General features: G+C 67.5%; 20 protein-coding genes and 4 pseudogenes. 10 read left to right on the top strand and 14 right to left on the bottom strand.

Translation table 11 applies throughout. The annotated features are described in order from the left end of the window. Window positions 1-131: 131 nt before the first annotated feature. Window positions 132-1,118, top strand: a complete 987-nt coding sequence (locus FHX52_RS04130; protein ID WP_342777891.1) for a DUF6615 family protein — start codon at window positions 132-134, stop codon at window positions 1,116-1,118. A gap of 232 nt (window positions 1,119-1,350) precedes the next feature. Then, window positions 1,351-2,913, top strand: a complete 1,563-nt coding sequence (locus FHX52_RS04125) for an IS1634 family transposase (RefSeq protein ID WP_141820155.1) — start codon at window positions 1,351-1,353, stop codon at window positions 2,911-2,913. A 103-nt stretch (window positions 2,914-3,016) separates the two neighbouring features. Here FHX52_RS04125 and FHX52_RS04120 read toward each other — a convergent pair whose 3' ends face one another. Both FHX52_RS04120 and FHX52_RS04115 read right to left on the bottom strand, forming a co-directional pair. Then, window positions 3,017-3,784, bottom strand: a complete 768-nt coding sequence (locus tag FHX52_RS04120) for an LEM-3-like GIY-YIG domain-containing protein (protein ID WP_141820152.1) — start codon at window positions 3,782-3,784, stop codon at window positions 3,017-3,019. A gap of 221 nt (window positions 3,785-4,005) precedes the next feature. Then, the gene (locus FHX52_RS04115; RefSeq protein ID WP_246069606.1) at window positions 4,006-4,833 is read right to left on the bottom strand and encodes an Ltp family lipoprotein; all 828 of its coding nucleotides are present in this window, start codon (window positions 4,831-4,833) and stop codon (window positions 4,006-4,008) included. A 581-nt stretch (window positions 4,834-5,414) separates the two neighbouring features. Here FHX52_RS04115 and FHX52_RS04110 point away from each other — a divergent pair. Further along, complete coding sequence (locus FHX52_RS04110; RefSeq protein ID WP_141820150.1) at window positions 5,415-5,819, top strand: hypothetical protein; 405 nt, start codon at window positions 5,415-5,417, stop codon at window positions 5,817-5,819. 389 nt (window positions 5,820-6,208) lie between these two features. On the opposite strand, the gene FHX52_RS04105 is transcribed toward FHX52_RS04110, so the two are convergent. From FHX52_RS04105 to FHX52_RS04095, 3 genes are all read right to left on the bottom strand, one after another. Then, window positions 6,209-6,886: a hypothetical protein gene (locus FHX52_RS04105; protein WP_141820148.1), complete on the bottom strand. Its 678-nt coding sequence runs from the start codon at window positions 6,884-6,886 to the stop codon at window positions 6,209-6,211. Window positions 6,887-7,203: 317 nt separating this feature from the next. Continuing rightward, complete coding sequence (locus tag FHX52_RS04100; protein WP_141820146.1) at window positions 7,204-8,415, bottom strand: IS110 family RNA-guided transposase; 1,212 nt, start codon at window positions 8,413-8,415, stop codon at window positions 7,204-7,206. Between the two features lie 236 nt (window positions 8,416-8,651). Further along, window positions 8,652-9,564, bottom strand: a protein-coding gene (locus FHX52_RS04095; RefSeq protein ID WP_185747075.1) for an IS5 family transposase whose coding sequence is annotated in 2 segments (ribosomal slippage) — window positions 8,652-9,191 and window positions 9,193-9,564 — 912 coding nt in all. Because the reading frame shifts where the segments join, the coding sequence is not laid out codon by codon here. 595 nt (window positions 9,565-10,159) lie between these two features. Here FHX52_RS04095 and FHX52_RS24730 point away from each other — a divergent pair. Continuing rightward, a pseudogene (locus FHX52_RS24730) lies at window positions 10,160-11,245 on the top strand (toprim domain-containing protein); the annotation flags it as partial. Between the two features lie 950 nt (window positions 11,246-12,195). Here the strand turns inward: FHX52_RS24730 and FHX52_RS04085 are convergent. Continuing rightward, window positions 12,196-12,519: a histone-like nucleoid-structuring protein Lsr2 gene (locus FHX52_RS04085; protein ID WP_141820142.1), complete on the bottom strand. Its 324-nt coding sequence runs from the start codon at window positions 12,517-12,519 to the stop codon at window positions 12,196-12,198. A 418-nt stretch (window positions 12,520-12,937) separates the two neighbouring features. Here FHX52_RS04085 and FHX52_RS04080 point away from each other — a divergent pair, with 418 nt between their 5' ends. After that, window positions 12,938-14,314: a GmrSD restriction endonuclease domain-containing protein gene (locus FHX52_RS04080; RefSeq protein WP_185747074.1), complete on the top strand. Its 1,377-nt coding sequence runs from the start codon at window positions 12,938-12,940 to the stop codon at window positions 14,312-14,314. A gap of 293 nt (window positions 14,315-14,607) precedes the next feature. On the opposite strand, the gene FHX52_RS04075 is transcribed toward FHX52_RS04080, so the two are convergent. Then, window positions 14,608-15,006: a nitroreductase family deazaflavin-dependent oxidoreductase gene (locus FHX52_RS04075; RefSeq protein ID WP_141820138.1), complete on the bottom strand. Its 399-nt coding sequence runs from the start codon at window positions 15,004-15,006 to the stop codon at window positions 14,608-14,610. Window positions 15,007-15,195: 189 nt separating this feature from the next. Further along, entirely contained in the window at window positions 15,196-15,777 is a 582-nt protein-coding gene (locus tag FHX52_RS04070; protein WP_141820136.1) for a DUF6529 family protein, read from the bottom strand. 313 nt (window positions 15,778-16,090) lie between these two features. Here FHX52_RS04070 and cysM point away from each other — a divergent pair, with 313 nt between their 5' ends. The 4 genes and pseudogenes from cysM to FHX52_RS04050 all read left to right on the top strand — a co-directional run. Then, window positions 16,091-16,978, top strand: coding sequence for a cysteine synthase CysM (cysM, locus tag FHX52_RS04065; RefSeq protein ID WP_246069605.1), 888 nt, complete (start codon window positions 16,091-16,093; stop codon window positions 16,976-16,978). Window positions 16,979-17,218: 240 nt separating this feature from the next. Then, the gene (locus FHX52_RS04060; RefSeq protein ID WP_141820132.1) at window positions 17,219-17,650 is read left to right on the top strand and encodes a DUF1801 domain-containing protein; all 432 of its coding nucleotides are present in this window, start codon (window positions 17,219-17,221) and stop codon (window positions 17,648-17,650) included. A 34-nt stretch (window positions 17,651-17,684) separates the two neighbouring features. Beyond that, a pseudogene (locus FHX52_RS04055) lies at window positions 17,685-18,706 on the top strand (IS30 family transposase); the annotation flags it as partial. Between the two features lie 10 nt (window positions 18,707-18,716). Further along, window positions 18,717-18,998 (top strand): annotated as a pseudogene (locus FHX52_RS04050) (integrase core domain-containing protein); the annotation flags it as partial. A gap of 388 nt (window positions 18,999-19,386) precedes the next feature. On the opposite strand, the gene FHX52_RS04045 reads toward FHX52_RS04050, so the two are convergent. Both FHX52_RS04045 and FHX52_RS04035 read right to left on the bottom strand, forming a co-directional pair. Further along, window positions 19,387-19,872, bottom strand: coding sequence for a hypothetical protein (locus FHX52_RS04045; RefSeq protein WP_141820130.1), 486 nt, complete (start codon window positions 19,870-19,872; stop codon window positions 19,387-19,389). 548 nt (window positions 19,873-20,420) lie between these two features. Continuing rightward, window positions 20,421-21,700, bottom strand: a protein-coding gene (locus FHX52_RS04035; RefSeq protein ID WP_425460082.1) for an IS3 family transposase whose coding sequence is annotated in 2 segments (ribosomal slippage) — window positions 20,421-21,415 and window positions 21,415-21,700 — 1,281 coding nt in all. Because the reading frame shifts where the segments join, the coding sequence is not laid out codon by codon here. 209 nt (window positions 21,701-21,909) lie between these two features. On the opposite strand from FHX52_RS04035, the gene FHX52_RS04030 reads away from it, so the two are divergent. Beyond that, window positions 21,910-22,491 carry a hypothetical protein gene (locus FHX52_RS04030; RefSeq protein ID WP_141820126.1) on the top strand — a complete coding sequence of 194 codons (582 nt, stop codon included), beginning with the start codon at window positions 21,910-21,912 and terminating at the stop codon, window positions 22,489-22,491. Window positions 22,492-22,704: 213 nt separating this feature from the next. Here FHX52_RS04030 and FHX52_RS04025 read toward each other — a convergent pair. The 4 genes and pseudogenes from FHX52_RS04025 to FHX52_RS04010 form a co-directional block, all read right to left on the bottom strand. Next, window positions 22,705-23,070: pseudogene (locus FHX52_RS04025) on the bottom strand (IS1634 family transposase); the annotation flags it as partial. Window positions 23,071-23,179: 109 nt separating this feature from the next. Further along, window positions 23,180-24,151: a tyrosine-type recombinase/integrase gene (locus tag FHX52_RS04020; protein ID WP_246069603.1), complete on the bottom strand. Its 972-nt coding sequence runs from the start codon at window positions 24,149-24,151 to the stop codon at window positions 23,180-23,182. A gap of 32 nt (window positions 24,152-24,183) precedes the next feature. Beyond that, entirely contained in the window at window positions 24,184-25,149 is a 966-nt protein-coding gene (locus tag FHX52_RS04015) for a tyrosine-type recombinase/integrase (protein WP_141820123.1), read from the bottom strand. Beyond that, on the bottom strand, window positions 25,146-26,078 hold the full coding sequence (locus FHX52_RS04010) for a tyrosine-type recombinase/integrase (RefSeq protein ID WP_221630466.1): 933 nt from the start codon (window positions 26,076-26,078) through the stop codon (window positions 25,146-25,148). The genes FHX52_RS04015 and FHX52_RS04010 overlap by 4 nt, the downstream gene beginning before the upstream one ends. Window positions 26,079-26,138: the final 60 nt, after the last annotated feature.

Raw genomic sequence — 26,138 nt, 5'->3', positions numbered from 1 at the left:
CTTCGGGCCCCCTACCGAGGTGCGTTCTGTCGCTGCGAAGCGGCAGTGTCCTACCGCCTCTAGACAATCGCCACCTGACCCTCTACACCACAGGACAAACTAGGCTCGTGAGACCCGGGATTCAAAGCGAGATGGACACCACCGCGCGGGCCGCGTGGTCCGCGATAGCGGACGCTGACGACCTCGGTCTGCGTCTTCGTGAGGACACAGTCACTGAGGGGGTACTACTGCGCCTTGCGCGCCGAGTTCCGGACTTGATTCTCCACAGGTTCAACCAGATGTCCGAGAAGTCGTCGGGTGGTGACTGGGAATGGTTCGTCGGCTCACAAAGGGCCGGATGGATCGCCTTCCGCATCCAAGCCAAGCGCATGGATGGCTTTCAGTACCTCCAACTGGATCACGAGGGTCTGCTGCCCGGGGAGAAGCAGTACGACACCCTCATTCGTGACAGCGCTGCAGGCACAGTGCCGACCTTTCCCTTTCATGTCTTCTTCAACGGTTGGTCAGGAGGCTGGCCATCTTCCATAGCCTGGAACGCCTGCCCAAACGGTCGGGTCTTTACCCTATGCAAGCACCACGAGGAGACGGACATGGGTTGCTCACTCGCGCCGTCCGCCGCAGTGAGGATCCTGCACCGCAGCGGCGGTGCGAAAAGACTGCGCGTAGAAACCTACCTGCCGCATAGCGTGCCCTGGTCCTGGTTGTTCGGTCCGCCTCTTGGGTCCGGAGGCACGAGACGCACCGGACCCAGCAGCCTCGTCACCCTCTTGGCTTGGCACGAGCGGATGGCCCAGATGCTTGCGGGCGGGGCGCCCCGGGGGGTGAGCATGGGCGAAGGTTCGCTCCCCCAAGAACTGGTTCGCTGGTGGATCACGCAGCTGCAGCAGGGTTCCCCAAAACCAGAACGGGAGCCAGCTCACGACCTGCCCGATTACGCCGCATGGGCCCTGCATACCGAACTCATACGACGACGAGTACGCGAGCGAGCTGAGCCCGAGACAGCTGACGGATGGAAAGCGTACTTCTCCGACGAGGTCTATCGGCAATCAGACAACCAATTACCCACTTTTGCGTCTCCGTCCGGCCTGGACGGTCTGCTGTTTACACCATTGCCCTAGGGCCGTAGATGCGTCAGTGCGCGTCAGGCGGCAAGTCGCGGCGCACCTCACGTGCGTCACATCGCCGCGAAGCGGCAGTGTCCTACCGCCGCCTGTCGCCCACCGTGGGGCCAGCGTCACACCTGACTCGTGCCACTTTTGGCGATCTCGGCGATTGGCCGAGCGTTTGTGCTGGTCAAGGCGGTGCGCTGAGTCGCGTTGACACACTAAGCGGGCCGGTAGGGTCGCGCTCGTGGTGTTCGTGCGGAAGGTCCGAACGGCTTCCGGGGCGACGGCGGTGCAGATCGCTGAGCGTCTGGACGGACGAGACCGGGTACTCGAGCACCTCGGCTCGGCGCACACCGAGGCCGAGCTCGCCGCCCTCGTCGCGGCCGCCCGCCGCAAGGTGTACCCGGGACAGGGCGAGCTGGACCTGAGCGCAGGCGCGGTCCCGGCCGGGCACGCGGTGATCACCTCCAAGTCCAGCGCGGTGCTGTGGCAGGTCCTGGCGGGCGCGTACACGCGGCTCGGGTTCGATGCCATCGACGATGTGGCGTTCCAGCAGCTGGTGCTCGCCCGGATCATCGAGCCGACGTCCAAGGCCGACTCGCTGCGCGTGCTTGAGGAGGTCGGGGTCGCCCACGCGTCGTTGCGCACCATGTTCCGGTCGCTGGCCCGTGCCCAGGAGCGCGGCTACCGCGACGTGCTCGCGGGCGCGTGCTTCACCCACGCCACCGCGAGCGGGGATGTGTCGCTGTGCCTGTACGACGTCACGACGTTGTACTTCGAGGCAGAGAACGAGGACGAGCTGCGCAAGGTCGGCTACTCCAAGGAACGCCGCGTCGACCCGCAGATCGTCGTCGGCCTCCTCGTCGACCGGGGCGGCTTCCCGTTGGAGATCGGCTGCTGGGAAGGCAACACCGCAGAGACGACCACGATGATCCCGATCATCCGTCAGTTCCAGCAGCGCCACTCCCTGTCGGACATGGTCGTCGTCGCCGACGCCGGGATGCTGTCCGCGTCGAACCTGAGAGATCTGGACTCGGCGGGGCTGCGGTTCATCGTCGGCTCCCGGGTGACGAAGGCGCCGGCGGACCTGGCGTCGCACTTCCGGTGGCACGGGGACGCGTTCACCGACGGGCAAGTCATCGACACCATCACCCCACGCGTCGCCACCACCGCCGCCCGGGGCGTCAACGACGTCAACAAGAAGACGGAGCCGACCTGGGACCCGGCCGTGCACGACCGGTCCTGGCGGGCCGTGTGGGCCTACTCCCGCAAGAGGGCCGCCCGCGACGGGAAGACCCTGACCCTGCAGGAGAACCGCGCCCGTGCCGTCGTGGCCGGGGAGAAAGCCGCCCGCACACCGCGGTTCGTCACCACGAAGCACGGCACCCAGTCACTGGACGAAGCGTCCCTCGCCCGAGCGCGGCGCCTAGCCGGCCTCAAGGGCTACGTGACGAACATCCCCGCGGACGTGATGCCCGCCGGTGAGGTGATCGCGAGCTACCACGACCTGTGGCAGGTCGAGGCCTCGTTCCGGATGAGCAAGAGCGACCTGCGGGCTCGGCCGATCTTCCACCACACCCGCGAGTCGATCGAGGCCCACCTGACCATCGTCTTCGCGGCTCTTGCCGTCGCCCGCTACCTGCAGGACGCGACCGGGATGAGCATCAAGAAGCTCGTGCGCACGCTCCGGCCGCTGCAACTGATGACCCTGACCATCGCCGGGCACGAGCACACCGCAGCCGACCCCCTCACCGACACTGGCCGCGACATCATCATCGCTACCGGCACGAACTGGCCGACACACTAAAGCGGCACGACTCGGGCCGCCTGTCGCCCACCGTGGGGCCAGCGTCACAGCGCCGCGAAGCGGCAGTGTCCTATCGCTGCGAGGCGGGCTCGTCCTGCGCGGCCTACACCTCTGGGTCAACGTAGAGGAAGCTCCATTGGGTGGGGCGAATGAACCGGCGCACAGACGTCCGCAGGTACTGAGCCATCTCGGGTGCCGGTGCCGCCTCGAAGCCCCAGCGGACGTAATTCTTCCCAACGTCTTCCTCCCAGCCCGAGTCGCCCTCGACCCGCGGACGCCAGTTGAGCGGCCTGTAGACGGTGCGCACGACCCCGTTATGCACCCCGAAGACGTACTGGCATTGGTCGCGTCGGGGGCCGCGGGCGTGCCACCAGAAGCACGTCGCCTCTTCCAGTTCCTGATGCGAAAGGCTCGGGTCCCATCGACTATTCAACGACACGAGCATCACTGGAACCTCTAGCTTCGGCGCAGGCTTCGCTGCATAAAGCACCTCGATCTCTTGAGCCGGCATCAGCCCGCGCTGTACGTGATGGTGGCCAAGGACCACGTTTAGCAGGGTCCCCGGCGAGACCACGTTCGCCAAGTCGATCGCAGCGGATTCGACCTCGTAGGCCTGCGGCTCACTCGCCATCCCATGCCGGAGCACGTCGACCTGAACCCGCTGCCCCCCGGCGGCGATGTCGGCGATGCGTTTGGCCTTCGCCGACTGTAGCGCCGGATGGTCCTCCGACGCCGTCGCTGACGCTTCGTGCGCGAACGCCCGGTTGCCCTTCCCCTTGCCGATGTAGAACACCGAATCATCGCGAGGGTCGCGGAGCAGATACACGTACCAGCCAAGTTGCTCGCTGGCGAGCGTTGAGAATCCATTCATGCTGCCTCTTCGCTGGGAACTTCTCTTCACGGTAGACCGTTGCTCGCGGAGCGTGGTGGAGAGTCGACTACCTAGCGTCTTTCCGCCGCGTGGTGACCATCCTGATCGCGGCCGAGGCACGCGTTGCACCGCTCCGCCAGGCCCGTCGGCATCTACGTCAACGGAGCAATGCAGAACTCAGTGCGGTACTCGTCGGACCGCACCTTGCAATCTTCGGCCGGTCAGAGACCAACCGCCTTGACCCCATACCGGGCCTGGGCCAGGGTGAAGCCCTCGAACCTCAACTGGTCGATCAGGCCACCCCGCGAGAACGCAGTATATTCGAGATAGTCCTTCGCCTTCTTCGCGGCCTGCTCATTCCAATTCACCTTGATGTGGTCGACGGCGAAAGTCGCGTCGGCCTTGGCGAACTGCTCGAACTGCAACTGTTCAATGAGGCCCTTGCGGGAGAACGCGGTGTACTCGAGGTAGTCCTGGGCCTTGGCGACCGCTTGTTCCTGCGACACCGTCATCGCGTTCGCTGCCTTCTCTGCCGCGGCCTCCGCTGCTGCCTTTGCGGCGGCATCCTCCGCCGCCTTCCTCTTGGCCTCTGCGTCTGCTGCGGCCTTCGCCTCTGCGTCTGCTGCGGCCTTCGCCTCTGCGTCGGCCGCGGCCTTCGCCTCTGCGTCGGCCGCGGCCTTCGCCTCTGCGTCGGCTGCCGCCTTCTCAGCGGCTGCCTGATCGGCTGCGGCCTTGTCGAGCGAGGCCTGAACCGACGGGTCGACGGCCGGGAAGTTGCCCGGCTCGGAGGAGCTCGCGGCGGCGAACGGCTCGGCGGTCGGTGTCGCGGCGGGCTGCTGCTGACTCGTAGCACCAATCACGATGAGGACGGTTAGAATGCCACCAGTCCAGAGACCGACCTTTTTGCCTCGACTCATCTTCTTCTTGGGCGCCAGCTCATCCGTGAGCGCGGCGCTCGAGTACGGCTTGCCCTGCGGAGGCGGAAACCCAGCCTGCGGCATGGGCTGGGTGGGCTCGGTGCCGTCGTTCTGGCCCCAGTAGTCGCTCATAGGTGCGAGGTCCCCTGTCTTGGTGTCGTGAGCCGATTCTTGAGGACAGCACCGCTATGTGCGCTTTCGCCCCTCCCCCCGGACAGTCTTGGCCTATGGGGCGTTTCTGTCTCCGCTTTGGGTGAATCGCCCGTTCGACCTATATCCCGCCTCCACCGTCATGAGAGGGCGAGGACGCCCGCGCGACGCCCCAACCCGAGGTGCCCTGACCGCAGGCTGGATAATGGAACCTGCCCGATCAGCCTCGGCCGCAGGTCCCTGCCTGGTCGCGAGGAAACGGCACCAGCGCCGGCCGCCAGACGTCAAGGTCGCCGCACTGGGTCGGCGCGGGGAAGAGCGGCATTGGTCATTTCGCGGCCGGACGGGCGCCATCCACCGGGGGCCAAGAGATCACGAGCACGGCGCTATCCGTGGGGCCGCCCTCCGTGCACTCAACGAGTGGGCCTCGATCGGCGGGCGCAATCTCTCCGCTTGCTCGCCGTCGTAAGCCACCGGTGACGAGCGTCTCTGTCCCTCGTGCGATCCTTCTCTCCTCAACGCCACTCAGCAGAATGCCTGTTGGCAGATCAAAAGGAGAGTCAGTGAAGTTCACGGCAGGCGTCCTTCTCGTCGCGCTGGCGCTTGCTGGTTGCGGCAAGGCTGTCGATCCCACGCCCGCGCCGACTCCGGCGACAACCGCGTCGGGACCTACGCGATTCGCAGATGCTCGCGACGCTTGCGGGATCGGGAGCCAAGTGAGCGTGGACGACGGCGGTCGCACGGTCACCGTTAATGGCATTGGCAAAGACGAGATGGGCGCGTCGCTACGGATGGAGCAAACCGACTGCCTACTGGAGAAGCTCAACGTCAGCAGCGCGGTCAAGAAGCACATGGAGACCACCCGCGCTCTCGACGGACAGCAGACCGACGAGTGGGACGGCATCAAGGCCCGCTGGACCTATCATCCTGACGACGGGCTCAATCTGATTCTGCAAGACACGCACTAATAGCGGCAGCCGTTTGCGCGAGCATGCAGTCTCAATGTGATGTTCGCTCTGCGTGTCGTGGTGTTCGGCTGACCGCGCTTGATGCCCTCTGCCTCAGGATGGCCGTCCCGAAGTGAACCGCTGGGACGCTCGCCGAATTCGACGGCCACCACCCTCGTGTCGCGTTCAGCCAGCGCACGGTCTCCGGCCCCCTCGTGCGCCTCCTCGAGACGGAGAAGACGTAATTTACCCGGGCGCGTCACTCCGCCGCGAATCGGTCAGAGCCTGACGCGGCATCCCCTGCTCAGCACGGAGGTTAATGACGCGTCACGTAACCCGGCACGCGTTCAGATCATCAAGTACCGCAGTCCTCAGACGCAGGAGCAGGAGTGGTGGCGCGTCTTCGGCTCTCACGCCCTCCCATCCTTTCGGCCTTCATCGTCCCAAAGCCGGCGTTTGTCGGGCTTAGTCAACATGAGACCAACCCCGCGGCCGAGGTAGGCCGCTTCACGTTCGCCACGCCACGACTTCGTGGCGTCCGTCGTGAAGCCCTTGTCGTAGGTGGTCGCAACATGCTCAACATCAGACAGCGACTGCGGCATGGAGTCCATGCCGTCCCAAACGCGCAAGGAGATCGACATGTGTTCCAGCGCACTAGAATACGGCTCTACAGCTCGTAACACTCCAGCCTTGTGGGAGGCAATATCAGGATGCGGGGTCATCCTATGCGCGGTGACAAGACTCACCTGCCATGCCGCGGAAAGGTCATCCACGAGAGACGCCACCTCGGCCAACCTAGAATCGCTCAACAGGATTGACGCCTCGCCCACCTCCAGCCGAATGTTCTGCTCGTCCGGCCAACTAGGGTTCTCCCACCACTTATCCTCTTTGGGCGTCTGCCGAAGCTTCAACAGCGCCTGGCTCAGGCTGACACCAAGACGCGCAGCGGCTTCTTGCCTTCGGTCCGCTAGACGCAACTGTCGGTCGCTTCCCAGTTGCCGCCTCACCAGGATCACTGCAACTGCAAGGCCCGCGACCGTGGCCAAGAGCGGAACGCCAGTGTTCGCGACCCATGCTGCGGAAGCCATCGCAGACCACACCTCAGACATAAATGACCGCACGCTGAACCAAACATTCTCAACGCCCGCGAATATCAACCCGTGTCCCTCGCTCCGCCAGATAGCGCATCGTTGCGTCCGGCACCGGCGGGGCGCACCGAAAGCGCCGCATCGGGACGAAGATGACGCGACGCATCGTCAAGGGACCCGTCATGGATGAGACGATATCCATCCGGGTCTGAACCGAGGGACGAATCGACGTCGTGTCTTTCAGATTCGGTGAACGGCCGCCCGAGCCGCGTCCTTCCGCCGCGAAGCGGCAGTGTCCTTCCGGCACCCCTTTGTTGTCAACGGGTGGCCGACTCCGTTCTGGAGCTTGCGGTCTTCCGTGCCGAATGGAGCGGTTGTAGCGTCGGTTTCGCGGGTCCGGGAAGTGGCTGATCCGAAGTGTCGATGTGCGGGGGCAGGTCGACCGCGCTGGATTCTTGAGACGCCCCGCAGTGCCCTCCCGGGCCCGCCTCGACGCTGGCTGCCGCCGCGGCTGCGGCGTCGGCGACGAGCTGGCGATAGAGCGCGTCGGAGATCCGGCGCTTGAGGCAGCGCAGCGCTTCGAGCTTCGTCTTGCCCGCGGCGAGCTTTCGCCGGTAATACGCCCGACCGGGGGTATCGAGGCGGATCTGGCTGATCGCGGCGATGTGGATCATGTGGTTCATCCGACGGTTCCCGGCCCGGGACAGACGGTGCCGGTTCTGCTCACCCGAGGACGCGTCCAAGGGCGCCGTCCCCGTCCAGGACGCGAACCGGTTCCGGTCGGGAAACCGGGCGATGTCGCCGACGTCAGCCAACGTCCGGGCCGCGACAACGGGTCCGACACCGCGCAGGTCCATCAGCCGCGAGCCTCGCGCCTTGACCAGGACCTTGAGCTCGGCGGTGGCCTTCTTCATCTTCGCCTCGACCGCGACCAGGTCGGCCAGCTCGTCCGCGGCGATCCGGCGGCGGGTCTTGCCGGCGATGTCCCGCGGGCGCACCGAGGCGAGGATCGCCTTGGCCTGCAAGGCAGTCAGGTCCTTCTTCGCCGTGCCAGGAACCAGCTCGGCGAGGAGCCGGTGGAGCCGGTTGACGGTCTGGACCCGCAGCCGGGTCAGTTCCTCGCGGCGGTCCGACAGCATCCGCAACGCCTCGAGCTCACCATCGACCTGCAGGACCCGCAGCCCTTCCGTTCGCACCGCGACGACCGCGATCGAGTGCGCATCGAGCGCGTCGGTCTTGCGGTTGTGGCCGGTGTCGAACAGCCGCACCCGGGCAGCGAGCTTCGCCGGAACGTCCACCACCTCCTCGCCGGCCTCGAGGAGCCGCTGCGCCAGCGGCCGCCCGGCGCCGTTGCTGCCCTCGACCGCCCACACCCGCTCCGGCCAGGACTTCACGTACGACCGCATCGCGGCGTAGCCGGCCTGGTCGGTGCTGAACCGGCCCGACCCCAGGAGCTTCTCGTGTCGGTCGACCACCTCGATGGTGGCCGACAGCTTGTGGGGATCGACCCCGATGATCACCTTCGTCATAGCCTTCCTCCTGCACTTCCTCGAACCGACAGGGACGGCGAGGTGGGCAGTGCTGCTACGAGCTGGGCAGACCCCTTTCGAGCCACGCCTCGTCACGGTGCCCGACGGACTGCAGACCGGAAGAGAGCCACACCCCAAACGGGGTGGGCAGCCGCGAGAAGAGCCTCCCGCCGGACACCTGGACCGAGTCTGGCCAGACACCGATCCTGACGGCAATCGTCTAGGGCGTGTCTCCCTTATGCCCGTAGCCAGGTGATCAGAGCGCAGATCGTGACGGCTGCCCGGTAGGTGATGGCGAGCTTGTCGTACCTGGTGGCCAGGCCTCGCCATTGCTTGGCGACGTTGAACGATCGCTCCACCACGTTGCGGTCCTTGTAGGTTTCGGCGTCGAACGCGGGCGGCCGGCCCCCGGCGCTGCCACGACGTCTGCGGGCAGCGATGGCGTCGCTCTTCGCGGGGATCACGGCCTTGATGCCGCGGCGTCGCAGCTCGGCGCGGATCACACCGGTCGCGTAGGCCTTGTCCGCGATCACCGCGTCCGGACGGGTCCGTGCCCGACCCCGACCCAACCGTGGGACGTGGATGTCAGCGAGGACCTCGACCAGCATGGCGCCGTCATTGCGCTGTCCTCCAGTGACCACCATCGCCAGCGGTCGGCCCTTGCCATCGACCGCCTGATGGATCTTCGTCGTCAGCCCGCCACGGGAGCGGCCAACGCCGTGACCTGCAGGTTCACACTCATGAACCGGCAGATTCTTGTAGTTCGAGCACGCCCCCTGTGTCCTGCTCGGGGCGGCGGGTGTTCGTTGCATGCTGGTGCGCCCGGGTGATGGTGGCATCCACCGACACCCGCCAGTCGACCTTCCCCGCGGCGTCCGCCTCGGCCACGACCCGCGCCAGCACCCGGTCCCAGGTGCCGTCCGCGGCGTAGCGCCGGTGCCGCTTCCACACCGTCTGCCACGGGCCGAACTCACCCGGCAGGTCCCGCCACGGCATCCCGGTCCGGTAGCGGTAGACGATGCCCTCGACCACTCGCCGACTGTCCCCGAACGGGTGGCCCCGACGCCCGACATTCGAGGGGAGCAACGGCTCGATCCGAGCCCACTCGCTGTCACTGAACACCCGGAACCGTGAAGGCTGCTTCGTCACCGCCCCAGACTGGCGTGCGCTCCAGGCGCCATAAGGGAGACACGCCCTAGCGAAGGCGGCAGCCCTCTGGCAGCGCCGCCTCACCACAGCACTGCAGGGCAGCCGCTCCCCCGCCCTGCAGGAATGGCAAGAGCTCCTGCACGCCGCCGCCCCCGGGATCCGCCACGACGACTTCACCCCGACCCTGGCCGAACGACTCGCCGCCATCTCCCGCGCCGGGATCGACGCCCGCGGCCTACTCCGACGCGCCGCAGCCGTCGGGGCACTCCCCGATGACCACCCTGCCGCCGCTCTCTGGTGGCGGATCAGCCGGCACGTCTCACCTGCCGTCGACGCCGACCACGATCGTCGCCACAACCGTGACGCGCTCACAACGTCGTGGGTTCCCCGCCTGACCGCCACCTATGGGAGCACCCGGGCAGAGGAGCTGCAGGCCAGCCCGTGGTGGCCGGCCCTGGTCACCAGCATCGACCACGCCCTGCAACGCGGCTGGGCACTCGAGGACCTGCTCGACACCCACCCCAGCCACAACCGAGCAGGAGACGACCAAGGCGCCCCCGAGCCCGGCGCCGGTGACCTGGACGACTGCCAGGCCATGGTGTGGCGGATCACCGTCCTGACCGACCCTCCCCCGCCGGTGGAGGACCTGGACGACGGCCAGCCAGACGAGGACGAGCTGCCCCCAACCGACCTCCACTACGAGGCGGGCCTTCTCAATGAGGCGCCCACCCCGGAGCAGTGGCCCGACCTCCTCCAACCGAGCAGCGACTCGAGCACGGAACCCCATGACGCAGGCGCCAAGGCTGATGCCGACGGAGCAGCGGCCCCCGTCGATCTCGCTGTCGAGGCCGGTGCCGCGGTCGAGGTGCGGCTGCAGCTCGCCGCCATGGTCCGCGAGACGATGGGACCCCTGGAACCCGCCGACGACGACATCGAGGCCATGGTCGCCCGCGCCGCCCTGTGGGACGACAGCCCGGTCAGCCGCGAGCGGATGCTGGAGATCAACCAGCTCACCCTGGGCTACTTCCGCGACCAGCTCCCCTGCAGCTGGGCCGACACCTACCTGCGCGAACGCTTCAGCCCCGCAACCGAATCGGCGGCCGGGCGCCCCACCGGGCCCGTCGCGACTGCCCTGTCCGGGTTCGCGCCGGGGTACGCGCCCGCCGGGTGGACCTCTCTCGTTACCGCGCTGCGACGCTCCGGCGTGACTGATATCGAGATGCTCACCGCGGGCGTCGCCAGCCGCGCGCGGACCGGCAGGCTGATCGACCGGTTCCGGGACCGGGTCATGCTCCCGATCACCCACGACGGCGACGTCCTCGGTTTCGTCGGACGGCGCCACCCCGCCCTCGCCGACGACGTGGGTCGTGGCTCTGGTGTGCCGAAGTACCTCAACACCGCCGGCACGCCCCTGTTCCACAAGGGCGCCCAGCTCTACGGGCTACCGCCGTGGCCTCTGCCCGACGAGGCTGCGCTCGTCCTCGTCGAGGGCCCGATGGACGCGATCGCTGTCACGCTCGCAGGCGGCGGAGCGTTCGTCGGCGTCGCCACCCTCGGCACGTCCCTCACGAACCAGCAGTCCGCGCAGCTGGCGGCGGTGGGCCGACCTCTGGTTGTGGCCACCGATGGGGACCTGCCCGGCCGGGTCGCCGCCGAACGCGACTTCTGGATGCTCGCCCCGCACGGACTCGTCCCAGCCGTGGCCCGCTTCTCCGACGGGTCCGACCCCGCCGACGTCCTGACCCGCCTCGGCCCGCACGCGTTGCTCGACACCCTCCACCGATCCCGGCCCCTGGCCTCGCTGCTCGTGGACGAGCGCCTCGCCAACCTCACCGGCGAGGCCGCCCTGCAGCATGCCAGCCAGATCCTCGCCGCCCAACCCCCCGCCACATGGGATGCCGGGAGCCGACACGTCGCGCAGCGACTCGGGGTCCCACCGCTGAACGCACGCGCCTGCCTCGCCGGCCACGCCGAGGCCTGGAACCGCGACCCGCGGGCTACCGCCCAGCAGCAGCTGGCCGCCATCCGCGAGGTCCGCGCGCGGCTCGAGAGCATCGCGGGACAGCAGCTGGTCGACCGGTGGCTCGAGCTGGCCGGGGAACTCGACCCTCGGCTCCTCGCCCAGAGCGACTGGCCCGCGCTGGCCAGCATGCTCAACGACGCGCACCAGGCAGGCGTCGACGTCGCCGGGCTCTGCCGACAGGTTGTCGACGCGGGGCCTCTGCGGGACCTGCCGGCCCAGGAGCTCCGCCGCCGCCTCGCGGTCCGGCTTCCCGACGACCCTGCGTTTGACGAGCTGCCGTTCAACGAGCCCGAGCCTGCGAGCCATCACCGGACCGGCGCGGCGATGCAACAGCTCGCCGGCGACGACAGACCGGCGCGAGGTCGAGGCTCCATCCGGCGCTGAGATCACAACCCCGGAGACCACCCTGGACCGAGCGATGACCGCGGCCAGCGGCTAGCGCCGGACCGGCGTTCCGTAACCAGGCCAGGTCCGGAGGCTGCACACGCTGGCGCTCGCGTCCAGATCGCTGCACCAGCCGCATGTGAACGGCCGGCCCTCATCGCCTACCAAGCGGCAAGAGCCCCCCGGCCGCGTCGGCCCGGGCGCTCTGAGGAATTGCCCCGTCTTTAGTGGGCTGCGTCGAACGCGGCAACGATCCGCTGCGGGATCCGCCCACGAGCAGGCACGTCGTGCCCGGTGCTGTGCGCCCAGGCGCGGATCTCCGCATTGCGTGAATCGCCAACTGCTGCAAGGTGCTTCCGTATGCGTGCAGGCCGCCCCGAGGTACGTGCCCGGTCGGTCCAGTGCCCCAGGCTCTTGCGCAGCTCCTTCGCGTTCTTCTCCGACAGGTCAATCTCGTAGGACGTTCCGTCGAGCGCGAACGTGACTGTCTCGGCCGCCTCAGTGCCGTCAATGTCGTCAACCAGAGTGGTGATCACGTGTTGGGCCATGACGAGATGGTAGGGGGCGGCCGGCTCCGGCGGGGTGCCACCTCTCTGAAGCAGGTCGTTCTGCGGCGACATCACGCGACCCTCTCGGCGGTCAGTCCCCCGCGACTACACCAAGCTCGGTCATGGAGTGAACCGCCGCGGGTCGCCCGGAGGGCGGTTGTGACGCGACCTCCGGGTTAGGGGCAACTCCGCGCGGCCCTGAGGGCCATCCATTCGACGGCAACGGCGTGCGGGCCGGCTGCCACGGACTCTCTTCGACTGTAGACGTAGCCGCTGCAGCCACCAACGCGAGCTGGCCCCGACCACGCGGACTCGAGCGCGAGGATCTGTCCAGACCCCATACCCGATAGCTCACCGGGGGGCACTAACCTCCGCAGGTGCGTGACCGACCGAGACACCCATGCGAGAAGGCGGATCGATGAGCGAGCCTGTTCCCCCCGCGGGCTGGTACCCGACCCCGGAGGGCAACCAGCGGTACTGGGACGGGACCCAGTGGACCCCACACGTCGTACCAGACCCCTCCGCAGCGGGCACCTGGCAGCCGGCAGGCGCAAGCACCGAGCCCAGCAGCCCATGGGTGCTGGGCATCCTGTCGCTCGGTGCGTCGGGCTGGCTCGGATGGGGCGGCCTCGTCCTGACCGCGTTGCTCGGCGCTGCCAGCTCCGGCGTGGGCGGCTTCTTCGGCATGGCCGCCATCTACGTCCTCGTCGTCGCGATCATTGCTCTGGTCCGCGGCCGCGTCGACTGGGCGCAGCTCCGTGGCCGCGCCGGCGGCGGTGTCGCGCTCGGCGCGGCATTCGCACTGTTCGCCATCGCGGGCGCCACCGCAGGACCGATGCAGCCAGGACTACTTGCGGTATCGGGCGACTCGTCCTCGGAGATCCCGGCCCCATCATCAACGAGCCCAGCGACATCCGCGACCACGACACCGAGCCCCGCAACATCCACCACCACGGCGCCTTCCCCCACGACGTCCACTTCGAGCCCCCAAGGGGCGAAGGGGACCGCGCTGGCCGCGTTGGCGCAGCTGCCAGTCAAGGGCCGAGCCCCGAAGAGCGGGTACACCCGCGCCCAGTTCGGCCAGGCGTGGGCAGACACGGACCGCAACGGCTGCGACACCCGCAACGACATCCTGCGCCGGGACCTGAAGGGCTTCACCCTCAAGGCCGGCACCAACGGCTGCCTGGTCACCTCCGGCACCCTCCTGGACCCGTACACCGGCAAGAGGATCACGTTCGTCAGAGGCCAAAGCACCTCCACCGCGGTGCAGATCGACCACGTCGTCGCGTTGTCCGACGCCTGGCAGAAGGGCGCCCAGCAGCTGGACCCCGCGGCGCAGACTGCGCTGGCGAACGACCCGCTGAACCTGCTGGCCGTCGACGGCCCCACGAACGAGGCCAAGGGCGACGGCGACGCAGCCACATGGCTCCCACCGAGCAAGAGCTCCGGGTGCGCGTACGTGGCCAGGCAGGTCGCCGTCAAGGTCAAGTACCGGCTGTGGGTCACGGCAGCCGAGCATGACGCGATCGCGCGCATCCTCGGGGCCTGCCCCAACCAGAAGCTGCCGACCGCGAAGGCCGTCCCGCTCGGCGGCGGCACGATCAAGCCAGCCAATCCTGCGCCCAAGCCCACCACCTCGCCGCGGCCTCCACAGCCCCCCACCGCCGCGCTGGATCCTCAGTTCGGCACCTGCAAGGCCGCGAAGGCGGCCGGCTACGGCCCCTACTACGCCGGCAAGGACGCCGAGTACGACTGGTACCGAGACGCCGACAGCGACGGCCTCGTCTGCGAGTGAGGAGTCCAGCGCCCTCGACGCTCGACTGCCGTCATAACAAGCACCGGCGCGGGGGCCGTCCGAGAAGGGCGAGTGGGCGGGGCCGTAGGGGCCTTGGGCGGCCTCGCCGGAGTTGAAGGCGCCGCTGAGGCTGGGTGACTCGCGGGCCGGGATGCTCCTCGTTTGGGGGCAACCAGCACTCGCCCACGCTCTACCACCGGCCCCGGAGCACGCCCACGCTGACGAGGCGGCGCACTGCTCTGGCGGGCCGCCCCCAGAGATCCGGTGGTCGTCAGGCGCGTGGCCTGCAGCCTTCAGAGGCCGCGCACAATTCGCAGCCTGAGGAAGTGCTCCAGCTTCCATCGCGACAACATCTGCCGCTGGAGCGTCTTGGCGGCGGCGAGAGGTTCCTCGGGTCCGACGATCGTTGGCTCGGTCACCGCATGGGACGCGCCCTTCCAACGCAACGTGCCGCCGCCAGCCGCTTGAAGATTGCGGACCCAGTCCGTGCCGGGACCCCATGGCAGTCCGATGTAGAGCACCTCGGATGTGGAGGCAGCGACGGCGACGGGTGTCGTGTACCGCTGGCCGCTCCTGCGGCCGCGGTGCTCGACGGCCGCCCAGAGAGGGAACCACCTCCAGCCAGCAACCTTCACCGCGACCTGGTTGAACCTTTGTGCGGCCGCGGGCGGCCGCTTCGCGTCGAGAGCCATTTGTCCATCCTGCGCGTCCGGCGCCGTATGGGACAGCCCTCGCGGCAGCCTGCCACCAATCTCCGGAGGCCCCACTGACCCCTTGGGGCTCGGGAACTGGCAGCCGATCCGCTTTCCTCGGGGACAGAGACGCGCCCTCAGCCGGCGCAAGGACGCGTTCTGAAGCACGCGCTGTCGTATGCGTGTGGCTCAGCCGTAGCCGCCCGAGCCGGGCCAGCCATGGGCGCCTATGTACCAGACGGCCGAAGTCAGCACGACGACCACGACGAGGGTGAAGAGCAGGCCGCCGGCCACGGGCAGGAACCACCCGGGCGCGTGGCGTGACCGGACCGCCACCACCTTGATCACCACAGCGCCGATGAGGACGCAGCCAAGTACCCCGTGCACGACCGTGCGGGTTGGCACGGGTGCTCCGGAGGCGAACGTCCCGGTCTCCAGGCCCAGCGCCCAGAGGCAGTGATACGCGACCACCATGATGAGCGCGACCGCAACCGCACCCGAGATCCGGTGGGCAGTCCCGACCCATGCGGGGGCGCCGAGCTTGCCGTAGATCCAGAGTGCCCCGACGAGCTGGAGCACAGCGAGGACTCCGATCACCACGGACAGCACGACCTTCATGTCGATGACCGTGCGGAAGCCGAACGTTGTCGTGCCGGCCAGGGTCGGGTCGTGTACCTTGCCGAACACCCCGACGAGCAGGGCAACGACCGCGCCGGCGACGAACGCGGCCAGGGGTACGGCCATGTTCCTCGGCGGTGTGCTGGTTGCCATGGGGTCAGGATCCTCCTGGTTCTGCTCGTCCCGCCGAGGAACGCGCGAACATCCAGCCGGTGCGCGGCGCGGGGGCAACAGACGAAGCCTGCCCAAGCCAGCGCGAGGAAGATGCGACGGGCACGGTCGTCAAGCGGCGATAGGACGCTCCTCGAGACCTTCGAGCAAGTGTGGTCGGCCTCCCGGACGAACGTCATCCTCGCGGACCTCTTCGGACTCGGTGGATGCGTGGAGGTCGAGCGGTCGGCTGCGGTTCTCCGGCGACCGCTGCCGTAGGCTCCAGGTCGTGAGCAAGCCCCCGGCATACTCCACGTTGGAGGACGTCATCGGCGACACCCCGCTGGTGCGTCTGCAGCGCCTTCCGGGGCTGGAGAACGAACGCCGCGGCAACGTGCTGCTCGCCAAGCTCGAGGGGAACAACCCGGCCGGCTCGGTGAAGGACCGGCCCGCGATCAGCATGATCCGCGGCGCCGAGGAGCGAGGTGAGATCTCCCCCGGCGACACCCTGCTGGAAGCCACGTCCGGAAACACCGGGATCGGCTTGGCGATGGCGGCGGCGATCAGCGGCTACCCACTGGTCATTGTGATGCCCGAGGACGCCTCCACTGAGCGGATCCAGACGATGAAGGCGTACGGAGCCGACCTGGTCCTCACCCCGGCGAGCGGCGGCATGGAAGAGGCCCGCGACGTCGTCGCCTGGATGGAGCGGGAGGGCCGCGGCCGGGTCCTGGACCAGTTCGGCAACCCGGACAACCCCCGTGCCCACGAGGACGGGACGGGCCCGGAGCTGTGGCGCCAGACCGACGGACGGATCACACACTTCGTGTCCGCGATGGGCACCACAGGCACGATCACCGGGGTCTCGCGGTTCCTGAAATCGCGCAACCCCGGTGTCCAGATCGTCGGGGCACAACCCGCGGAGGGCTCGAAGATCCCCGGGATCCGTGCCTGGCCACCGGAGTACGTGCCGAAGATCTTCGACCCCTCGGCGGTGGACCGGACCGTGGAGGTCGCCCAGACCGACGCCGAGGAGACGGCCCGCCAGCTGGCCCGCCAAGAAGGCATCTTCGGAGGTGTTTCCGCGGGCGGTGCTTGCTGGACCGCCCTGCAGGTGGCCGGGGAGGTCGAGGAGGCGACGATCATCTTCGTGGTCTGTGACCGCGGCGACCGGTACCTCTCCAGCGGCGTGTTCCCCGCCTGAGAGTCTTCCGCTGACCCGCGGAGACATCCGTCGAGGGTGGGACCGACCCTCTCCGCCGCCCTACCGCACTATTGCCATACAAGCGAAGGTAGGACGCACCCATCCTGAGCTTGGCCGATCCCGGTCGAACACCACACGCCCAGGCTGCTCACGGATTTCCCAACGCCGCGACCACGGACCTGAGCCGTGGTCGTCCGCGCCGCTTCTTTGGCGTCCCACCGTTGCTAGCATCGGGCCGAGATGGACATCCCAGAGCGGGTCGAGGCTTACCTCGCCAGTCAACCCGAACCCAAGCAGACCGACCTCCGGCAGCTGCACTCGCTGGTGCTCGCGGAGTTCCCCGACGCCAAACTGTGGTTCACCGACGGCACCAACGACGACGGCAAGGTCGTGGCCAACCCCAACATCGGCTACGGCGTCTACACCATCACCTACGCCGACCGGTCCGCGCGAGAGTTCTATCGCATCGGCCTGAGCGCCAACACGACGGGCATCTCGGTCTACGTGCTGGGACTCGAGGACAAGACCTACCTGGCGCGCACCTACGGGGCCTCGATTGGTCGGGCCAGCATCACGGGCTACTGCATCAAGTTCACACGCCTGTCGGTCATCAACACCGACGTCCTTTTGGCCGCCATCCGACACGGCATGACCAGTAACCACTCGACTTGAGAAGGGTAACTCCGCTGCACCGGCACCACCATGGGCGACAGGCGGCGGAAAGCTCGAGTACCGAGCCTTCCGTGGCCCACTGGAAAGCCGAGCTGGAAGCGCGGCGACCGAAGACTGCGAAGCTGGTGGGCAACCCACAGCTGCGCGCCTACGTCCAGAACCGGCTCGCCGGTCAGATCACTCGCCCCGATGGCACGGTCGTCACGGGCCCGGAGGACGGAACAAGCCGCGTCGCAAGGACCGGGCGTGGGTGCGAGCGTGGAGCCCGGAACCGATTGCCAACCGGTTGCCGATCGACTTCCCGGATGATCGGTCCATGCGGATCTCGCACGAGGCGATCTACCAGGCGTTGTACATCGAGGGCCGCGGCGCCCTCAAGCGCGAGCTTGTCTTGTGCCTGCGCACCGGCCGCGCGCTGCGTGCGCCGCGGGCCAGATCAACCCGTAAGGCATGGGCGCACGTGACACCTGAGGCGCTCATCAGCGAACGTCCCGCGGAGGTCGAGGACCGCGCCGTGCCCGGGCACTGGGAGGGTGACCTAATCATCGGATTGGAGCGCTCGGCCATCGGCACCCTGGTGGAGCGGACCACCCGGTACACAATGCTGGTTCACCTCCCCCGCGAGGAGGGCTGGGGACACAAACAGGCGGTCAAGAACGGTCCGGCGCTGGCCGGCTACGGCGCGATCACGATGAAGAACCGGCTTGCTGAGACCATGTCGACGCTGCCCGAGCAGCTGCGTCGGTCGGTGACCTGGGATCGTGGCAAGGAGATGTCCGCGCACGCCCAGTTCAAGGTCGAAACCGGCATCCCAGTCTTCTTCGCCGACCCGCACAGCCCGTGGCAGCGAGCCACCAACGAGAACGGCAATGGCCTGTTGCGGCAGTACTTCCCGAAGGGCACCGACCTTTCACGCTGGTCCGCCGAGGACCTCCAGCCGTGGCCCACGCCCTCAACACCAGGCCCCGCAAGACCCTCGGCTGGAAGACTCCGGCCGAGGCCCTGGAAGAGCATCTAGAGTCGGGCAGACAAGCCCGTGTTGCCTCCACTGGTTGAATCCGGTCCGTTCCGCTCCCGCCGCTTCGTCCGCGAGCTGACCAGCCACGGCCTGTCCGGCTCGATGGGCCGCGTCGCCTCCAGCGCCGACAACGCCGCGATGGAAAGCTTCTTCGCCCTGCTGCAGAAGAACGTGCTCGACCAGCGGCGCTGGCGCACCTGCCACGAGCTACGCCTGGCCATCGTCACCTGGATCGAGCGGACCTACCACCTCCGACGTCGCCAACGCGCCCTGGGCAAGCTCACCCCGATCGAGTTTGAGACCATCAACCACGCCGCACACGCGGCCTGAAACACCACACCCCGCGTGACAATCAGATCGTCAGCAGTCCCATATATGGCCGGGCGACCGCAACTCAGGGGATTCCGATCAGCGAGCCCGAGGTACCCTAGAAAGCGTTCTTCCTTGCGGGTCGGCGGAAAGCCTGCAAGCCGGTCCTACTGGTCTGGGTCGGACGAGGCTTGGGGGCAGCGGTGCGCCACCCAACGTCACGGCCACGTTGAGGCGTCGGCGGCCTGTGACGGTGCCATAGCGGGAGATGTTGTGATGGTCGGTCTCCCACTTGGCCCTCGCCGGTGCGTCCGTGGCGGTGAAGATGAAGCAAAGCTCGCGTCCGCTTCGCCGCGACCGTGTACGTCGCTGTCATCAACTACCGGCTCGACGACTTGCGTAACAGGCCCTAGTCGGTTGTTGGGGCAAGGAGGTCGCGGGCGTAACGATAATGATCGTCGAGACCCAAACCCGCATCCTCCAAGAAGTCCAAAATGTGCTTTAGGTCAGCACCGATCGCATCCGTCACCTGGGCGAGTTGAAGTTCCAGTCTGGCCCGCTCCATGGGAGGGCTCAGCGGAAGTTGTGGATAGACCTTCTCCCACAGTGTGTAATTGTTCTGCATGGATTCTTCGTAGACCTTGATGTGTCGCAGCACATCGGCATCAAGGTGGACTAGATCCCGGGCAGTGATACGTTCAACCTCGTGCCCATGGACCTTTGAGACAAGTTCGCCGTCCGACTCCTCGATCGTCATGCGATGCTGCGGTGGCTCACCGGCTAGCGGCCTCTTAGTCTTGAAGCGAACGACCTGGTCCGCGATCTTGTCGAACAGAGTGACTCCCTGTGTGGCCGCCGCAAGCGCTGCTGCTGCCAGTGCAATGTCAAAGGGCATGGCAACTCCTCGGCTCTCCTCCGTGGTACACCCGCGGTCGCGTACCGCGTGCGGACGCTCTCCAAAGGTCCTCCCACCCGTCCGACGGTGTCAACCTGTGCGTGTGGATGTGGGTGTCCGCCCATTGGGCTCTTGGGACCTGAGGTGGGAGATCATGCGAGCCGCGGGCTCCGACTCGGACGTCCGTCAAACCGGCCTCCTCGCGCACTGCGGCGAACTTCCGCTCGTGCGTCGGTCCGTCGACCACAGCCGAAGCCGCTGTCAGACAGACTCAAATGCCCCGAACGCGTCCGGCAGGTCCCGCCACGGCGAGCCGTCCGGATACGCCAGACGATCGCCTCGAGCGTCGCTCCGTGGTCGTTCCACGCCCGACCCCGACGACCCGCGTCCTGCGGCACCACCGGTTCGAGGACAGTCCACAACTCGTCACAGATCACGCCACCACGAAGTGCGCCACACACGATGGCCCACACGACCCGGGACCTTTAGCAGACACGCTCTAGGCCGTACTTAACCTCGATCTGAACCGCCCCGGTGAGTCGGGAGACTCAGTGGTTTGAGAGCTCCAGCTGCTGCTGGGCTCGTGTTTGAGCGTAGTAGGCGGTCTCGAGGTCGACGGGTGGGATGTCTCCGCGGTACTCGTAGAGGCGGCGGTGGTTGAACCAGTCGACCCATTCCGCGGTGGCGTACTCAACAGCGTCGAGGCTGCGCCACGGGCCTTGTGGTTTGATCAGCTCGGTCTTGTACAGCCCGTTGATCGACTCGGCCAGGGCGTTGTCGTAGGACGAGCCGACGGAGCCGACCGAGGCCGCGATGTTCGCTTCGGCGAGGCGTTCGGTGTACCGGATCGCCGTGTACTGCGACCCGCGATCGGTATGCGCCACAACGGAATCCAGTGAGCGGCCTTCACGCTCACGGGTCCACACGGCGTGCTCGAGGGCGTCCAGGACCAGCTGGGTGGACATGCTCGTCCCGCACCGCCAGCCGATGATCCGGCGCGCGAACGCGTCGATCACGAAGGCGACGTACACCCACCCCGCCCACGTCGAGACGTACGTGATGTCAGCAACCCAGAGCCGGTCCGGAGCCAGCGGTGAGAAGTCACGCCGGACCAGGTCCCGCGCCCGCGGGCTGGCCGGGTCGGCGATGGTGGTGCGCTTGACCGTGCCCCGGACCGCGCGGGTCAGGCCGTCCTCGCGCATCAGCCGTTCCACGGTGCACCGGGCCACCGGGATCCCCTCACGGTTGAGCTGGAGCCAGACCTCCCTGGCCCCGTACACCCCGTAGTTGCTGGCGTGGACACGGCGGATCTCGTTCAGCAACAGCGCATCCCGGTACTCACGGGCGGTGGCCGGCTTGTTCACGTGCGCGTAGTACGTCGACGGGGCGATCGGCAGCCCGTGCTCACTCAGCACAGCGCAGATCGGCTCGACACCCCAACGCAGGCCACCGTTCTCACTGTCTTCACGGTGGTCAGCGTGCTCGCGCATGAACTCCACGATCAGCGGGAGGGCCGGTCGAGCTCGGCACCGAAGAAAGCTGCCGCGGCTTTCAGGATCGAGTTCGCGCGGCGCAGCTCCGCGTTCTCTCGTTTCAACCGTTTCACCTCGGCCGACTCCTCGCTCGTGACACCCGGACGGGCGCCGTGGTCGACCTGGGCCTGACGCACCCACTTGCGGACCGTCTCCGCGGTGCTCACCCCGAGCAACTGCGCGACCTTGGTCATCGCCTCCCAGTCGGTGGCGTGATCGGGGCGGATCTCCTCGAACATCCGCACCGCCCGAGCCTTCAGCTCAGGCGGGTACCTCTTGGACGTGTTCCCGGACATGACTCCAACCTTCCCAAGGTTTGGAGTCTCCCGACATGCCGGGGCGGTTCAATGAGCCTGATTGAGGCGGCCGGTGCGCGGCCTGTGGTTCACCTGTGACCTTCTCATGGCCTTGCTGAGACTACTCGGAAAGACCTTGTGGGCAGCATCACTCACGGCGCACTCTCATCTCACAGGATCAATGCACTAGACCCGATGGGGGGAACACGGTGAAGAAGAAGACTGCCACAGTCGCCAATCTGCCGATGGTGAGGATTCCGGAGGAGCTGCCGGTGCCGCGGCCCGAGGAAGCGACGGACGCGATCTATAATCAGATGAAGCAGGATGTCCTTCTGAATCTGGCCGCAAGCGCGAACGCAACGCAGGTCAGAATCGGAGAGGCCTTTCGGGGGGCCATCTACATGCTGTGGGCACTTTTTGCCGTGGGCATAGTATCTTTCTCCGTCAGCGTATTCATGGGCCTGACCGCCGACGACACAGCAGATGCTGTCGCAGCAGTCGGTTTCGGTGGCATTTCGGCTGGCGCGTTCGTGTCAATCTTCCTGACAGGACCGGCGGAGCGGATGGAGCTGGCCGGGCCGCGTACCGCCTGGCTGCAGACCATGATCAGTACGTACTGGCTGCGAGTCGTTACGGATAAATCCTTGACAGAGCGCGACATGCGCGCGGTCCAAGATCGCTTCAATGACACAATGCGAGTCTATTTGACCTCCATGACCCGCAGCCATTTAGTCGAGGATGAGTTGGAGGCTGCATCGATGCGGGTGGAGATCGAAGCACCAGCAGCTTAGGCAAGGGCGCGGGCACTCGGGACTTCGCAACGAGTCGCCCGCGCTAGCCACGCTCCGGACCATCGGCCACGACGCCGGACCAACGAGGCCGGGCTCATCTCAATTGAGGGTCTAGCCGGGGGCCCGGAAACCCCTGTCTCTCGAGTTGTCGAGCGCTGTTCTTGGTCAGGTTACGGGGGCCGAGGGCGTCCTGACTTGGCTTGGATTTACTGTCTAGGTCGGGGTCGCGCCGCGGAGTGACTGAATTGCCTCTGCGAGGTCGGCGGGTAGCGGGTCGGCGGCGGTGGGGGTGTGGGCGCCGGCTTGGATCTCGATGGTGCGGCAGCGCCGGGCGGTCCGCACGAACTTCTTGATGCTCCAGCCGGTCGCGTCCTCGATGAGCTTGCTGACGGCGAGGGCCGCGAACACGACGGTCAGGTGCGCGTCGATGCTCTCGCGTTTGTGGTGGAAGATCGGCCTGGCTTGCAGGTCGTGGTTGGACATCCGGAAGGACTTCTCGATCTGGAAGAGCCGGTGGTAAGCGCCGATGACGAAGCCGGCGTCGGCGATCGCCGGGCCGAGGTTCGTCACGTAGCCCTTCTTATGCCGAGGTCGGGATAAGAAGGGTTATGCCGATGTCGGGGTTATGCCGACAGAGGGCTCGGGATCGTTGGTGGGGGCCGTGGCCGGGCTGTGGTCATCGGCATAATCACAGGCTCTGGAGCCAGGCGAGGAGCGGGTCGTCCGGGTGGTAGTCCCCGGCGGGTGTGTCGGGATGCCGGGTGCGTTCGAGGGCGGCTCGTTTGATATTCAGGTCGGCGTGCAGGTACATGCTGGTCGTCGCGGTGGACTCGTGGCCGAGCCATAGGGCGATGACGGCGGCATCGATCCCGGCCTCGAGGAATCGCATGGCGGCGGTGTGCCGCAGGGTGTGGACGCTGACGTGCTTGCCGGCCAGCTCGGGACAGCTCGTGACGGCTCGGGCCTCGTACACCGACAGGCGTTGCTGCACCGCGTCTGGCGACAGCGCCCTGCCCTGCGGGTTCGGGAAGAGCACGTCGCCCGGGCGGGCCTTCCGTTCGTGGAGGTATCCGGTCAGCACGGCGGCGGTGGCTGTGGTCAGTGGTGTGGTGCGTCTCTTGCGGCCCTTGCCGGTGCAGGCAACATGGGGACCGGCGCCGAGGTGGAGGCTGTCGATGTGTAACCCGGTGAGCTCGCTGAGCCGCAGCCCGGTTTGCACGGCGAGGGCGAACATCGCCCGGTCCCTTCGGCCGGTCCAGGTGTCGGCGCCGATCGCGTCCAGCAGCGCCTGCGCCTCGACGCTGGTCAGGAACGTGGGCTGCGGCTTGGGCTTCTTCTTGACCGGGATGGCGTGGATCCGGGCGGCGGTGTCCAGCTGCTCGGGGGCCTTGGTGGCGTGGAAGGCCATCATCGACTTGATCGCGGCCAGCCGCAGGTTTCTGGTCGCGGCACTGTTGCCCCGCGAGGTTTCCAGATGTTCGAGGAAGGCGAGCACCGAGGCGGCGTCCACGTCGGTGACGGCGAGCTGATGGGCGGGCACGTGACGGGCCTGGGCCAGGAAGCGCAGGAAGAGCCGCCACGTGTCCCGATAGGTGCGGATCGTCGCATCGCTCATGGCGCGTTGGGTGACCAGGTATGCGGTGAAGTACTCGTGCAGCACCGGCGCGAGCCGAGTCGTGTCAAGCGGGGCCATCACGATTCCTCGCCTTCGAGCTCGCGACCGTCGAGGCCAGGTTCGAGCCGTAGGGCCGCGAGGGCGGCGACCTCGGGCGCTGCCTGCAGGTACCAGTAGGTGTCCGCCGGGTTGGCGTGCCCGAGCCAGACCGACAGCAGGGACAGTGTCCTGGCGGGGTCGCGCCCGTGGCGGTACGCGTCGATCATCGACGGGTCGCAAACGCATGGCGCAGGTCGTGCTGGCGTGGCCGGGCCCCGGGCCCGCGGCGGCAGGCCGGCCCGCTGGGTCATCTGGTGGAAGGCGCCCTGCGCAGTCCCGTAAGCCAAGGCGGTGCCCTTGGACGTGACGAAGACTGGTCTTTCCGTCGTGGTCCCGAGCCGGCCGCGGACCGGCAGGCTCAGGTAGCCGGCGACGGCCTGACGCGAGGTCGCCTCGAGCAGGACGATGCGTTGGCGTCCGTACTTCGCTTGCGTGATGACGATGACGCCGTGGTCCAGGTCGAGGTCGCCGATGATGAGCTGGAGCGCCTCCCCGATCCGCATCCCAGTGACCGCCAGCAGCCCGGTCAGGGTCTTCAGCGTGGCCGCCTTCAGCGGCGTGAACAGGTCATCGGCGGCTGCCATCAGCGCCCGGACGTCCGCGTTGGTGTACAGGTACGGCGTCGCGCGGCGGGACCCGCCGACTCCTTGACGGACGGCCGGTACCTCGACCGGCAGGCCTGACCCGGCCAGGAAGACTGCGAACTGCCGGACGGCGGACAGCCGGTAGGACAGCCACGCCGGGGACCCTCCGGCGGGCGCGTGGGCCCACGCTAAGGCTTGGCCGTTCGTGAACAACCGGCCATCGGCTCGGTCGGCTGCATCCCCTGAAAGGGAGGTGACGAACTGGGTGAGCAGGCGTTCGACCTTCGGGTTCTGTTGGAACCCGCGGGCTGTGCGGAAGGCCAGGTACTCACCGATGAGGACGGTCAGGTCGTCAGTCATCGTCGGCCTCCGTCGGCCACGGCCGGGCCAGTACTGCCAACGAGCCGAGATCGAAGGACGCGTAGGCCATGGTGACCTGGGCGGTGGTGTGGCCGAGCAGCTCGCCAACCTCGACCAGGGTGCCGCCCGCGGCCAGCACGGCTCGGGCCGCGGAGTGACGCAGCCGGTGGGCGCACCGTCCCCAGTCCGGCGGCGGCGGCATGCCGGGACACGACCTCGGTCACCGCGAACCTGGTCATCGGCCTCGGTTCACCGCGGACCTGCAGGAGCACCTCGCGGTACCCGACCGCTGTCGCGCGTCGCTGCAGGTAACCCACGAGCGCCTGGCCGACATCGCGCGGGATCGGGAAGGTCAGCGTGCCACCGCCCTTGACCGTCGCGGTGACGGTTCCCGCTTGCCAGTTGATGTCTTCCAGGCGCAACCCGGCGGCCTCACCCGCGCGTAGTCCCAGCCGGGACAACAGCAACAGCAGCGCGTAGTCCCGAACGCCGGTGAGGGTCCGGCGATCCGGGCTGGCCAGCAACTGATGCATCTGCTCGGCAGTGAGCGCCTTGGGCAGCCGGCCCGACCGGTGGGTCACCACCGTCCCGACGGCTCCGGTCAGGTCGCTACCCGTCCAGCCGGACATCCAGGCGAACCTCAGGAACGACCTGACCGCAGTCGCGGTCAGCTTCAACGACTCCGGCGCGTAGCGGCCACCACGCTCCGTCACGAAGGACCGCACCTGCAATGCCGAAACGGCCTGCAGGTCAACGGCACCCGATCGGTCGGCCAGCTCGGACAGGAAGGTCCGAACGTGGCGCAGATAGCACTCCCTCGTAGCGACCGCGACGCCCTTGCCGGCCACGAGGAAGTCGCCGTACTCGCTCAACGCGTCCTCGACAAGCACCCGGCGCCCGCCGGGACCAACCACACAGTCACCGCTCATGCAGGCAACTCCTTCCTTGAGTCAGGAAGGCCAGCCTCCCCACCCTCAGGAAGCCCCGCG

The sequence above is a fragment of the Humibacillus xanthopallidus genome, assembly GCF_006717145.1.
GTDB classification, from domain to species: domain Bacteria; phylum Actinomycetota; class Actinomycetes; order Actinomycetales; family Dermatophilaceae; genus Humibacillus; species Humibacillus xanthopallidus.
The sequence above is the reverse complement of the archived record's forward strand: the minus strand, read 5'-3'. Positions and strand labels throughout refer to the sequence as shown.

Coding starts and splice junctions, on each gene's coding strand:
- FHX52_RS04130 (WP_342777891.1), top strand. CDS start 132: ATGGACACCACCGCGCGGGCCGCGTGGTCCGCGATAGCGGACGCTGAC.
- FHX52_RS04120 (WP_141820152.1), bottom strand. CDS start 3,784: ATGAATGGATTCTCAACGCTCGCCAGCGAGCAACTTGGCTGGTACGTG.
- FHX52_RS04115 (WP_246069606.1), bottom strand. CDS start 4,833: ATGAGCGACTACTGGGGCCAGAACGACGGCACCGAGCCCACCCAGCCC.
- FHX52_RS04105 (WP_141820148.1), bottom strand. CDS start 6,886: ATGGCTTCCGCAGCATGGGTCGCGAACACTGGCGTTCCGCTCTTGGCC.
- FHX52_RS04100 (WP_141820146.1), bottom strand. CDS start 8,415: ATGACGAAGGTGATCATCGGGGTCGATCCCCACAAGCTGTCGGCCACC.
- FHX52_RS04085 (WP_141820142.1), bottom strand. CDS start 12,519: ATGGCCCAACACGTGATCACCACTCTGGTTGACGACATTGACGGCACT.
- FHX52_RS04080 (WP_185747074.1), top strand. CDS start 12,938: ATGAGCGAGCCTGTTCCCCCCGCGGGCTGGTACCCGACCCCGGAGGGC.
- FHX52_RS04075 (WP_141820138.1), bottom strand. CDS start 15,006: ATGGCTCTCGACGCGAAGCGGCCGCCCGCGGCCGCACAAAGGTTCAAC.
- FHX52_RS04070 (WP_141820136.1), bottom strand. CDS start 15,777: ATGGCAACCAGCACACCGCCGAGGAACATGGCCGTACCCCTGGCCGCG.
- FHX52_RS04060 (WP_141820132.1), top strand. CDS start 17,219: ATGGACATCCCAGAGCGGGTCGAGGCTTACCTCGCCAGTCAACCCGAA.
- FHX52_RS04045 (WP_141820130.1), bottom strand. CDS start 19,872: ATGCCCTTTGACATTGCACTGGCAGCAGCAGCGCTTGCGGCGGCCACA.
- FHX52_RS04015 (WP_141820123.1), bottom strand. CDS start 25,149: ATGACTGACGACCTGACCGTCCTCATCGGTGAGTACCTGGCCTTCCGC.
- FHX52_RS04010 (WP_221630466.1), bottom strand. CDS start 26,078: ATGAGCGGTGACTGTGTGGTTGGTCCCGGCGGGCGCCGGGTGCTTGTC.